This window comes from Blautia sp. MSK.18.38 (genome assembly GCF_024460535.1).
Lineage (GTDB): Bacteria > Bacillota > Clostridia > Lachnospirales > Lachnospiraceae > Blautia_A > Blautia_A fusiformis.
The window spans coordinates 59,339-71,774 of the sequence record NZ_JANFYP010000016.1; the positions used below are offsets into that span (position 1 = coordinate 59,339).

The 12,436-nt window shown below is 47.3% G+C and carries 8 protein-coding genes and 7 tRNA genes; 6 read left to right on the plus strand and 9 right to left on the minus strand.

Annotated elements, in window-relative coordinates; genetic code table 11:
• Positions 1 to 134 precede the first annotated feature (134 nt).
• Entirely contained in the window at positions 135 to 1,367 is a 1,233-nt protein-coding gene (locus tag NE638_RS11165; protein WP_015526007.1) for an argininosuccinate synthase, read from the plus strand.
• A gap of 139 nt (positions 1,368 to 1,506) precedes the next feature.
• Positions 1,507 to 2,451, plus strand: coding sequence for a DMT family transporter (locus tag NE638_RS11170; RefSeq protein ID WP_442863825.1), 945 nt, complete (start codon positions 1,507 to 1,509; stop codon positions 2,449 to 2,451).
• Positions 2,452 to 2,505: 54 nt separating this feature from the next.
• Here NE638_RS11170 and NE638_RS11175 read toward each other — a convergent pair whose 3' ends face one another.
• A complete protein-coding gene (locus NE638_RS11175; RefSeq protein WP_015526009.1) occupies positions 2,506 to 2,895 on the minus strand; it encodes a metal-dependent transcriptional regulator in 390 nt (129 codons plus the stop codon).
• Positions 2,896 to 3,157: 262 nt separating this feature from the next.
• Here NE638_RS11175 and NE638_RS11180 point away from each other — a divergent pair, with 262 nt between their 5' ends.
• The 3 genes from NE638_RS11180 to NE638_RS11190 all read left to right on the plus strand — a co-directional run bounded on the left by NE638_RS11180 (position 3,158) and on the right by NE638_RS11190 (position 8,001).
• Positions 3,158 to 4,909, plus strand: a complete 1,752-nt coding sequence (locus NE638_RS11180; protein ID WP_173746199.1) for an ABC transporter ATP-binding protein — start codon at positions 3,158 to 3,160, stop codon at positions 4,907 to 4,909.
• Positions 4,910 to 4,920: 11 nt separating this feature from the next.
• Complete coding sequence (locus NE638_RS11185; protein WP_173746207.1) at positions 4,921 to 6,807, plus strand: ABC transporter ATP-binding protein; 1,887 nt, start codon at positions 4,921 to 4,923, stop codon at positions 6,805 to 6,807.
• A gap of 147 nt (positions 6,808 to 6,954) precedes the next feature.
• The gene (locus tag NE638_RS11190; protein WP_118608102.1) at positions 6,955 to 8,001 is read left to right on the plus strand and encodes a transglutaminase domain-containing protein; all 1,047 of its coding nucleotides are present in this window, start codon (positions 6,955 to 6,957) and stop codon (positions 7,999 to 8,001) included.
• A gap of 131 nt (positions 8,002 to 8,132) precedes the next feature.
• Here the strand turns inward: NE638_RS11190 and NE638_RS11195 are convergent.
• The 7 genes from NE638_RS11195 to NE638_RS11225 form a co-directional block, all read right to left on the minus strand.
• Positions 8,133 to 8,212 (minus strand) — tRNA-Leu (locus NE638_RS11195).
• Between the two features lie 67 nt (positions 8,213 to 8,279).
• Positions 8,280 to 8,352, minus strand: a tRNA-Lys gene (locus NE638_RS11200).
• 10 nt (positions 8,353 to 8,362) lie between these two features.
• Positions 8,363 to 8,434, minus strand: a tRNA-Gln gene (locus tag NE638_RS11205).
• A 10-nt stretch (positions 8,435 to 8,444) separates the two neighbouring features.
• A tRNA-His gene (locus NE638_RS11210) sits at positions 8,445 to 8,518 on the minus strand.
• 5 nt (positions 8,519 to 8,523) lie between these two features.
• Positions 8,524 to 8,597, minus strand: a tRNA-Arg gene (locus NE638_RS11215).
• Positions 8,598 to 8,615: 18 nt separating this feature from the next.
• Positions 8,616 to 8,686, minus strand: a tRNA-Gly gene (locus NE638_RS11220).
• A gap of 27 nt (positions 8,687 to 8,713) precedes the next feature.
• Positions 8,714 to 8,788, minus strand: a tRNA-Pro gene (locus NE638_RS11225).
• 262 nt (positions 8,789 to 9,050) lie between these two features.
• Between NE638_RS11225 and NE638_RS11230 the strand changes: the two genes are divergently transcribed.
• Positions 9,051 to 9,824, plus strand: a complete 774-nt coding sequence (locus NE638_RS11230) for a hypothetical protein (protein WP_173746200.1) — start codon at positions 9,051 to 9,053, stop codon at positions 9,822 to 9,824.
• 68 nt (positions 9,825 to 9,892) lie between these two features.
• On the opposite strand, the gene NE638_RS11235 is transcribed toward NE638_RS11230, so the two are convergent.
• On the minus strand, positions 9,893 to 12,436 hold the full coding sequence (locus NE638_RS11235; protein WP_173746201.1) for a histidine kinase N-terminal 7TM domain-containing diguanylate cyclase/phosphohydrolase: 2,544 nt from the start codon (positions 12,434 to 12,436) through the stop codon (positions 9,893 to 9,895).

The following is a 12,436-nucleotide window of genomic DNA, read 5'->3' on the forward strand; positions in this document are numbered from 1 at the left end:
GTACATGAATATTTATTCACTCTGGTAAAGTTATAAAACAGCATAATTTTTTTCCAGATAACGTAAAAAAATTCACCGTCCCGGAAATGTCCGGAGCGATACAAAATCAAAAAAATCCCAGGAGGACATATATTATGAAAGAAAAAGTTGTTTTAGCGTATTCCGGTGGTCTTGATACCACAGCCCTTATCCCGTGGCTGAAAGAAACCTTTGATTATGACGTTGTCTGCTGCTGTGTAAACTGCGGACAGGGAAACGAGCTGGACGGTCTTGAAGAGAGAGCAAAAATGTCCGGTGCTTCCAAATTATATATCGAGGATATCGTCGATGAGTTCTGCGATGACTTCATCATGCCGTGTGTAGAGGCTGGTGCTGTATACGAGCATTCCTATCTTCTCGGAACTTCCATGGCTCGTCCGGTCATTGCCAAGAAGCTGGTTGAGATCGCACGTAAAGAGGGTGCCGTTGCTATCTGCCACGGTGCTACCGGTAAAGGAAATGACCAGATCCGTTTCGAACTTGGCATCAAGGCTCTCGCTCCGGACATCAAGATCATTGCTCCATGGCGTATGACAGATCTGTGGACCATGCAGTCCCGTGAAGATGAGATCGAGTTCTGTAAGGCTCATGGCATCACTCTTCCATTTGATGCAAGCCACAGCTACAGCCGTGACAGAAACCTCTGGCACATCAGCCATGAGGGACTTGAGCTTGAGGATCCATCCCAGGCTCCGAACTATGATGACATGCTTGTATTAAGTGTAACACCTGAGAAGGCTCCGGATAAAGAAACTGAGATCACCATGACATTCGAGCAGGGCGTTCCGAAAACACTCAATGGAAAAGCAATGAAGGTTTCCGAGATCATCACAGAGCTGAACAAGCTTGGCGGTGAGAACGGCATCGGTATCGTTGATATTGTTGAGAACCGTGTTGTTGGTATGAAATCCCGTGGCGTTTATGAAACTCCTGGCGGAACGATCCTGATGGCAGCACATGACCAGCTTGAGGAGCTGATCCTTGACCGTGAGACAATGGAAGCCAAGAAAAAGCTTGGCAGCCAGTTTGCACAGGTTGTTTACGAAGGAAAATGGTACACACCTCTCCGTGAGGCTATCCAGGCATTTGTTGAGTCCACTCAGAAATATGTTACCGGTGAGGTTAAATTCAAGCTTTACAAAGGAAACATCATCAAGAATGGTACAACCTCTCCGTACAGCCTTTACAATGAGTCTCTTGCTTCCTTCACAACCGGTGATATGTATGATCATCATGATGCAGACGGATTCATCACTCTGTTCGGTCTGCCGCTGAAGGTTCGTGCCATGAAGCTTGCAGAAGTTAAGAATAACCAGAATCAGAACTAATTTTGTTGGACATTGTTCTGACAGATCATAAGAATGCCCCGGGAAGCTATATAAGTTCCCCGGGGTCTTTTGTTATATACTGCTTTGATCACATAATACCTAATAAACGAAAGGATTTTTTATCATGAACTCACAGAAAATGCCTCTGAAAAATTCTCTCTGCCTGCTTCTGGCCGCAACGATCTGGGGAATCGCCTTTGTTGCCCAGAGTGTGGGCATGGAATATGTTGGCCCCTTCACCTTCAACGGCGTCCGTTCCCTGATCGGCGCCGCTGTCCTGGTTCCAGTGCTCTTTATCCTGAACCGTTCCGGAAATAAATCCTCTGCTGCCACAGACTCCGCAATACCGGAATCCTCATCAACACCTTCAGAAAAAGCTGTATCCCCCACTCCATATAACAGCCGTGACCTGTGGCTGGGCGGCATTGCCTGCGGATTTGCTCTTTTTGCTGCCAGCAGCTTCCAGCAGTTTGGCATCCAGTACACAACAGTAGGAAAAGCCGGATTCATCACCGCCTGTTACATTGTCATCGTCCCGATCATCGGAATTTTCCTGAAAAAGAAATGCAGTCCCTTTATATGGGCAGCCGTTGTCATGGCACTGGTCGGACTTTATCTTCTCTGCATCACAGACGGATTTTCCATTGGCCTCGGAGATATTCTGGTGCTGGTATGTGCTTTTCTCTTTTCCCTGCACATTCTGGTGATTGACTATTTTTCCCCGAAGGCAGACGGTGTAAAGCTTTCCTGTATCCAGTTTCTTGTCTGCGGGATCCTGTCCATGATCCCGGCACTTATTCTGGAACATCCGCAGATTTCTTCCATTCTCACTGCCTGGCTGCCGATCCTGTATGCTGGTGTAATGTCCTGCGGTGTTGCCTACACCCTGCAGGTCGTAGGCCAGAAAAATGTGAATCCCACCGTTGCTTCTCTGATCCTTTCTCTTGAATCCTGCATCTCCGTGCTTGCAGGCTGGGTGCTCCTGAATCAGAAGCTTTCCATAAAAGAGCTCCTTGGATGTGTCATCATGTTTGCAGCCATCATCCTGGCACAGCTGCCGGAAAAAGAAAAAGATAATAAATAAAAAACAGGCAGCCGGTTTGGTATTTTACCTTCCGGCTGCCTGTCTGCATGTTTCTTATTCTGCTGCTTCTTCTTTCTTAATGAAGTTATTATAATGTGCCTTGATCTTCTCAAAGCTCTCCTGACTGATGTCGTGCTCCATCTTGCAGGCATCCTCCATTGCGATCTCTGCCGGAACCCCAAGTCCCTCCAGCATCCTGGCAAGAACAATGTGACGCTCATAAATCTGATTGGCGATCTCCGCCCCCTTCTCCAGAAGTGTCACGGTACCGTAACGGTCCATGGCAATATAACCATCCTCACGAAGAAGCTTCATTGCGTGACTGACGCTTGGCTTGGAAACACCAAGTCTGGTCGCAATATCAATAGAACGAACTCCTCCGCCTTTTTTGGATAAAACCAGAATTGACTCAAGATAATCCTCCGCTGACTGTCTGATTTCCATATAAAATCCTCCCTGCAAAAATTTAACTCTATATAGACCCTCTAAAGGGATCTGAATCCCATTCCTTCCCTGTTCTACAGGCGAATATTAACTTTTAATATACCGCTTAAAGGATGTTGTGTCAAGCATTTCGCACATGTTTATCTTGACATTAAAAATAATTTCCCCGATAATAGTAGCTGAACAATATATCTGTTCTATAGCAGCCCGGAATCCTTTCCAGTAGTGCTGTCTTTTGAACAGTAAAGAAAGGAGATTTTTTATGCTCAAAACCCTTCTGGCCCAGGTCAGGGAGTTTAAAAAGGCATCGTTTCTCACGCCTTTTTTCATGATCCTGGAAGTTCTCTTTGAGACTCTGATCCCCCTGGCCATGGCTTCCATCATTGATAAGGGTGTGGAAGCCGGAAATATCGGCCATATCTATCGGATGGGTGCAGTTATGGTAGCTCTTGCCCTGTGCGGACTCTGGTCCGGCGTCATGGGAGGAAAATACGGAGCACTAGCCTCCACAGGCTTTGCCAGAAACCTCCGAAAAGCCATGTACACCAACATCCAGACCTTTTCTTTTTCCAACATCGACAAATACAGCACTGCCGGCCTGATCACCCGTCTTACCACAGATGTGACCAACCTGCAGAACGCCTATCAGATGATCCTTCGTATGTGTACCCGTGCACCGGCCAGTCTGATCTGTGCCATGGTCATGGCATTTCTTATCAATGCAAAGCTTGCAAGCATCTATCTTGTCGCTGTTATCTTCCTCGGTGGCTGTCTGATCTTTATCATGCAGAAGGCCACTGTATACTTCCAGGCCGTGTTCCGTAAATACGATGATCTGAACGCAAGTGTCCAGGAAAACATCGGCGCTGTGCGTGTGGTCAAGGCCTATGTCCGCGAAGGCTACGAGATCAGTAAATTCCAGAAAGCCTGCAACAAAGTATACGAAATGTTCTTAAGTGCTGAGAAGATCGTTGTCATGAACATGCCCCTGATGCAGTTTACCGTTTATGCCTGTATCCTGGGGATCAGCTGGCTCGGTGCCAAAATGATCGTAGGCAGCTCCCTTACTACCGGTGAGCTTATGAGCCTTCTCACCTACTGCATGAACATTCTCATGAGCCTTATGATGCTTTCCATGGTTTTTGTTATGGTGACAATGAGTATTGCCAGCGCAGAGCGTGTTACGGAAGTTATCAATGATACTGCTGACATCACAGATCCGGAGGATCCGGTAACAGATGTCCCGGACGGAAGTATCGTCTTCGATCATGTAAATTTCAGCTATAAGAAAGACAGTCAGGAACCCGTTCTGAAGGATATCAATATCTCGATCCGCTCCGGCGAGACCATAGGGATCATCGGGGGTACCGGAAGTGCAAAATCCAGCCTTGTCAACCTGATCAGCCGTCTTTATGACGTAACGGATGGTTCTGTTTCCGTAGGAGGCATCGACGTCCGTAAATACCATCTGGAATCTCTCAGAAATCAGGTTTCCGTTGTTCTTCAGAAGAATGTACTTTTCTCAGGAACCATTCTGGAAAATCTCCGCTGGGGTGACAAAAATGCCACAGAGGAGGAATGCCGCCGTGCATGCCAGCTTGCCTGTGCCGATGATTTCATCGAAAAAATGCCGGACAAATACAACACCTTCATTGAACAGGGCGGCTCAAATGTTTCCGGAGGCCAGAAGCAGCGTCTCTGTATCGCCCGTGCTCTTCTGAAGAAGCCGAAGATACTGATCCTGGATGACTCCACCAGTGCAGTAGATACTGCCACAGACGCAAGGATCCGCCGTGCTTTTGCTGAGGAAATCCCGGATACCACCAAGCTGATCATCGCACAGCGTGTTTCCAGCATCCAGAATGCGGACCGGATCATCGTTATGGATAACGGGGAGATCAACGGTTTTGGTACCCACGAGGAGCTTCTTAAGACCAATGCCATTTATCAGGAAGTATTTCATTCACAGACCGGCGGTGCCGGTGATTTTGACGAGGGAGGTGAGCCGGCTTGAAAAAACAGAACATGAAAGGCCCGGGCGGTCCTGGTCCAAAGGGTATGGGAACACCGGAACAGCCGGGAAAGCTTCTGGGACGCCTTGCCCGTTATATCTTTAAAAACTACAGTATCCATATCGTGATCGTGGTGATCTGCATTTTTGTCAGTGTTCTTGCCAATGTACAGGGAACCATGTTCATGAAAACCCTGATCGACCAGTACATCACACCTCTTCTCTCAGCAGATACACCGGATTTCGGGCCTCTGGCTGCAGCCATCGCACGTGTGGCATGCTTTTACGCCATTGGTGTTATTGCCACCTATACTTATAACCGTATCATGATCAATGTTTCCCAGGGAACCTTACGTAACCTCCGAAACGATATGTTTGCAACGATGGAAACGCTTCCCATCAAATATTTCGACACTCACGCACACGGCGATATCATGTCCATCTACACCAACGACATTGATACCCTGCGCCAGATGATCAGCCAGAGCTTTCCGCAGCTGCTTTCCAGTGTGATCACCATCGTCAGCGTTCTTGTAAGTATGCTGATCCTGAATGTTCCGCTTACTGTAGTTACCCTGCTTATGGTTGCCATTATGATGACTGCCAGCCGGAAGCTTGCAGGCCTGAGCGGAAAATATTTCCTGGAGCAGCAGACCAACCTTGGTATTGTCAATGGTTATATCGAAGAGATGATGGAGGGTCAGAAGGTGGTCAAGGTCTTCTGCCATGAGGACGAAAGCATCCGGAAATTCGATGAACTGAACGACCAGCTTTTCACCAGCGCAGACAATGCAAACCGTTTTGCCAACATCCTGATGCCGGTAGTCGCACAGCTTGGAAATGTCAGCTATGTGATCTGCGCCATGGTGGGCGGTATCCTTGCCATCAACGGCATCGGCAGCTTCACACTTGGCGGGCTTGCCAGCTTCCTGACCTTCAATAAGAGTTTCAACATGCCTATCAACCAGGTCAGCCAGCAGTTCAACAGTATTGTTATGGCTCTTGCAGGTGCAAAACGTATCTTTGATCTTCTGGATGAAAAGCCGGAAGTGGATGAAGGCTACGTTACTCTCGTCAATGCAAAAGAGGAAAATGGTGTTCTTACCGAATCCAGCAAACGTACCGGCCGCTGGGCATGGAAGCATTTCCACAAAGCTGAGGGTACCACTGATTATATCGAGCTGAAGGGTGATATGGTCCTGGAGGATGTAGACTTTGGTTATAATTCCAACAAAATCGTTCTCCATGACATCAACATGTATGCACAGCCAGGCCAGAAGATCGCTTTTGTAGGCTCTACCGGCGCCGGAAAAACCACCATCACCAATCTTCTGAACCGTTTTTACGACATTCAGAAGGGTAAGATCCGTTATGACGGTATCAACATCACCAAAATCAAAAAAGATGATCTCAGACGCTCCATGGGCATCGTTCTTCAGGATACCAACCTGTTCACAGCAACCGTTATGGAAAATATCCGCTACGGAAATCTGGATGCCACAGATGAGGAGGTTATCGCAGCAGCAAAGCTTGCCAACGCCGACGGTTTCATCCGCAGGCTTCCGCAGGGTTATAATACCCTTCTTCGCGGAAACGGTGCAAACTTAAGTCAGGGCCAGAGGCAGCTTCTCTCCATTGCCCGTGCAGCCGTTGCAGACCCGCCCGTCCTGATCCTGGACGAGGCCACCAGCTCCATTGATACCCGTACCGAAAAGCTTGTACAGGATGGTATGGATAAGCTGATGGAAGGCAGGACGACCTTTGTGATCGCCCACAGACTTTCCACAGTACGCAACAGTGACTGCATCATGGTCCTGGAGCAGGGACGCATCATCGAGCGTGGTTCCCACGAGGAACTGCTTGCACAGAAGGGCCGGTATTATCAGCTGTATAACGGCTGATCCAGGCTCACAGTTATTTTCGATCTAAAATATTCAATACCAAAAACATGCAGGGTGTATCTTTTCTGATAGTCCTGCATGTTTTTTTATGCTATAATCCTTGATTGAAATCTATTTTTCCGGAAAGGAGTCTCCGTATTTTTATATATGAAACAGACTGAAGAATATTACTACGGCAGAATGCCGAAAGATAAACAAAACGTGTACCGTGCAATGCTTCACGGGCTTATGGAGCTTTCTGATGAGTTCCTGATCCCTCAGGTACCAACCACCGATGGAAACTGGCTCTATGATGTATTTTTCCAGCTTCGTCTTGATCACCCGGAGATTTTCTGGGCTGTGGGGTTTAAATACCGTTATTACAAGGACTCGCCAAATCTGATACTGATCCCTGAATACATCTTCGACAAAAATAAAATCCGGGAGCATCAGAAAGCCATGGGCGCGCGCGTAGACAAGCTCGTGCGCCCCGCCATGAAGTTTTCCGAGTGGGATAAGGAAAAATATGTCCATGACTTCATCTGCGAAAATATCCGCTACGACAAGCTGAAAAAGCCATATTCCCACGAGATCATCGGGCCTCTGGGCCATGGTGTCGGTGTCTGCGAGGGAATCGCCAAATCCGTAAAGGTTCTCTGTGATGCCCTTGGTGTATGGTGTATTATCGCCATCTGTGGGAACAATCCGGAAAAAGGGATCAAATACCGTCATACCTGGAACATCGTCCGGATCAACGGACAGTACTATCATCTGGATGCCACCTTCGATAATACTCTGGGCAAAAACGAAGACGGCTCAACCAGTATCCGTTACGATTATTTTAATCTGGATGACAAAAACATCTTTCGTGACCATGAACCACTGATCGCTCCGGCACCTCCCTGCCCGGATGGAAACCACTTTTATTACCGTGAGAAAAAGCTATCCTTCACCAAATTGGAAGACGTATACAAACGTGCCCTCCAGGCCGCAAAAAAAGGCCGCGAATTCACCTTCCACTGGCGAGGCGGATATCTCACCCGTGAAGTCCTCGCAGACCTTGTAGATCAGATCCAGGCCGCAGGAAAGACACGGGACAAAAAAGCCATCATCACACTCAACTGGCCTCAGGCTGTACTGCGATTTCATTTTGCGGAACAGCAGGCGGAAGGGAAGGTGTTTATTGAGGAAGTGAATGAAGGGGAGAAACTGTAACGTCATTTAAGAAATTCGATAGAGTCAAAATGCCACATATCATTATGCATATGTGGCATTTTTCTGTGAATATAATTCTAAAAATTAAAAGACTTTCCATAAATCAGATTTATAGAAAGCCTCTTAAGCACTGCGGATAACAGGACTTGAACCTGCACGGTTGCCCACTGGTACCTAAAACCAGCGCGTCTGCCAATTCCGCCATATCCGCATATTCAATTATATTTTCATCCTGTCTGATGATAAAAAAATAACGGAAAGCAAATGCTTTCCGCTAATGAGGCATCGGGGATTCGAACCCCGGACAACTTGATTAAAAGTCAAGTGCTCTACCGACTGAGCTAATACCCCATAAAAAGGACTGGGCTAGCTGGATTCGAACCAGCGAATGCAGCAGTCAAAGTGCTGTGCCTTACCGCTTGGCGATAGCCCAATGGGCGAAGGGTGGATACAGGGATTCGAACCCTGGGCCTCCAGAGCCACAATCTGGCGCGCTAACCAACTGCGCTATACCCACCACAACGTGCCTGAAGGGATTCGAACCCCCGACCCACGGCTTAGAAGGCCGTTGCTCTATCCAGCTGAGCTACAGACACATACTCTCTTCTCAGAGAAGCGGGTGATGGGAATCGAACCCACGTATCCAGCTTGGAAGGCTGGTGTTCTACCATTGAACTACACCCGCATGCTTGCGGTAATAAGTTTACAGCAGTCGGGGTGACAGGATTCGAACCTGCGGCCTCCTGGTCCCAAACCAGGCGCTCTAGCCAAGCTGAGCCACACCCCGATGTACCATTTACTTATGGTTTTTATTAAGTTGTTGTCGTCTTCGTTTGTGTTTCGTTTTCGTTTCCTGCCTGACGACAAGTGATATTATATTATAGCAATCTACAAATGTCAACACCTTTTTTGAATTTTTTTAAAAAAACTTTTTTTCACGTTTTTTCCGCCTATTTAAAGGTTTTCTTGTCATTTGCGACTGGCTTATGGTATCATGAAACCATAATTAAAGTCAAGAAAAAAAGCAAATAATAAGGAGATGTTTTTACATGGATATAAAATTATTTCAGCAGAAGCTTAATGACATCTGTGCCATCGCTGAGGAAAACAATAAGCAACTCTCCCAGCAGCAGATCCGTGATCATTTCGATGAATCGGATCTGAGCACTTCACAGCTTGTAAAGATCCTGCAGTATCTCAAATTAAAGGGGATCACCATCGAAGGCGCCGATGAAGCTGCCGGCGCTGCCAGAGCAGATGCTGTTTCATCCGAATCCAGCGACAAGGAAGAGCTTCCGGGTACCCGTGCTGCTCTTACTGCCGAGGAACAGGCTTATCTCAGTGACTATATGGAAAGCTTTTCCCCGGAGGGACTTGATCCGGATGATCTTGCGTCCCTCTTTCAGGCCTTTGCAAAGGGAGACACTGCTGCCGAAGGTGCACTGACACAGTTCTACATGGCTCAGGCAGCCCAGATGGCCACTGAACTGAACTGTGAGGAAATCCACCTGGCCGATCTCATTCAGGAGGCAAATCTGGCCCTTCTGGCGTCTCTCAAAGAGACAGACCCACAGGAGAAAAACGACACCTGGATGCGTGGTCGTATCCGCAGTGGGATCCTTCATGCCATTGAGGAACAGACACAGCAGAAATTCCGTGACGACTATCTGGTATCCAAGGTAGAAAACCTGGAGGCTGCGGTTAAAGAACTCACAGACGATGATGACGCCACCAAATTCACCATTGATGAGCTTGCCGTGATCCTGGATATGAATGTGGATGAGATCCGGGATGTACTTCGCCTTACCGGAGATGATAAATAAAGCTTTCTTCATATTCTTCACAAAAACGGGTCTGACATAGCTTGTCAGACCCGTAATCTTAATATTCTTTATGCTTTTTCTTCCCGTTTCAGCTCCGCCGGTTCTGCCAGATGGATCTTTCCTTCCCGAAATATGTGGATAAATACCTCCGCCATATCCGGATCGAACTGTTTTCCTTCCTCTTCTCTTATGATCCGAAGAGCTTTTTCCACTGGCATCAATTCCTTATAACAACGTTTGGATGTCATGGCGTCAAAGGAATCTGCGATGCAGAGGATCCTTGCAGATGCCGGGATATCTTCTCCCGCGATCCTCCTTGGATAGCCGTTTCCATCATAACGTTCGTGATGACCGATAACCGCAGGGATAACATAATCCAGCGACGGAAGGTGACGGATGATTCCGATGGACGCTTCCACATGACCTTTCATGATCTCATACTCTTCATCCGTAAGCTTGCCTTCTTTATTCAGGATATGCTCCGGGATCCCGATCTTTCCAACATCATGAAGAAGCGCCGCCTGACGGATGATCTCCACCATTTCCGTTGTATAGTTCAGCGCCTTCGCAAGACTTGTTGCGTAATAAGCCACATTGTTGGAATGTCCGAAGGTATAATGATCTTTGGTATCAATGGCTGCAGTCAGCGCATAGATCGTGGATTCATAGGACTGATAAATATGTTCATGATCGGATTTCTTACCCGCATTTTCTTCATCCAGGCTTTCCTTCAGCATGGTGTCAAAAATCTCGATGCCATTTTTACCGCTGCGCTTTACATGATATACTGCCAGGTCCGCATTATCCAGGAGCTCCTTTGCTGAGCGTGCCGCATAAGGCGCCGCACTGATTCCCACGCTTACCGTAAGGATCTTCAGCTTGTAGTCTGCAGAATCGTTGCGCATATGCAGGATCTGCTTCTGTATGGATTCTGCCAGATTTCTGGCGGAAAAAATATCGTAATTTGGCATCAGGACCGCAAATTCCTTGGCACTGTGACGTGCCACATATCCCTGTTCTCCCACACTTGCCTGGATGATATCTGCCACCTTTCGAAGTGCAACATCTCCCTGCTGATTTCCGTACAGCTGATTGTACAGCTTGAAATCATCAATATTGAACAGAATCAGTGCAAGCGAACCCTCTTTATTTTTTTCGTATTCCTCATCCAGGATCTCATAAAAATATTTCCGGTTCAGAAGGCCCGTCAGTTCATCGGTCCTTGCCTCAGTCCATGCCGCCTCATAAAGTCTGGCATTTTTGATGGCAATGGAAGCTACTGAGCTGACCGAAGACAACATGGCAAGGTCATTATGGTTCAGATTCCTGTGTCCGTCACCGGAAATCGCAATGATCCCGGCCAGATCATCATTTTGTCGAAGACCTGCACAATATTCGATACCCAGCTCTGAAAACATATGTTTCTCCGACTCCCACATGGATTTGTAGGCTGTGGAAGAACGAAAATCCCGGATCACCACACAGTCCTCATTTCTGGTAAGCCAGGTGACCACCGGATTATCCGCTTTCAGCGAAAAGGTCAGATCGTTCAACGGACGGTTGCTGTAAACAGCCTGATATTCCCCTGATTTTTTGTCTCTCAGACAAATATAGATCCGTCCTGCATTGGTAGTTTCCTTCAGCACATTTACCGTATTGCGCAGGATCTCTCCTACCCGGAGTGTCCTGGATACTGACTGGCTGAAATCTTTCAGCTCCTGAGACTGCTGGATCTCTTTTTTGATAAAAACATTGTTCATCAGACATTTCCACAGCACTGTGACCAGCCATGCAGATATAAGAAAAACGAAAGAAAAGATCAGCACATGATACTCACTGGCTGCAGGGAGCAACATTCGAATATAACTCATCAGGTACGGTGAAAGATTGATAAACAGTACTACCGTCAGGACCACGCCCACACCAAAGCAAACCCCATCTGACGCAAGACGGCGCATCTGGAACAGCCGTCTTCTGGTCAGTGCATAAAGCATCAGGACAGCATTGATCAGACCACTGACAATATCGATGGGAAATCCGGAAAATGCCGGCACTGCCAGCGCAAGGTTTCCCACAAAAATGATCAGTATCCCCACAAGGATCGGTTCGATCTGTTTGCGGTATCCGGGATGTCTCCGGCATCCGCGGTACATGGTAATAAAAATCTGGATAATGGTGATCCCTGATACCACAAAGAACAGAAGGAACCAGGGTGTGATCTTATAAACAAAATGCGCACCACCGTTTTTACGGATCAGATCTGGCCAGCGCAGGATGATCCCGCCCGGGAGGTTGATCATAAAAAGCAGCAGCATCAAAAGCAATGGGATCTTGCTTTTTCTGCCCATACGCACTCCCATGAATTCGCTGATGAACACATAGTAAAAATATGGCAGAAACAGGATTCCTGCCAGAGACACATAATACCACAGGATGTAAGAGGGGCCTGCTTCCATACGCATCAGAAAAGAGCCCAGCGTCCAGCAGAGCATTCCTCCCAGCACACACATGAAACTGTTGATGATCCGGCTGCGCTTACCAGCCAGAAGAGTCAGTATCATAAATGTATAGAAAAAAACTGAAATGATTGAAAATGATATATAGCTTTCCAT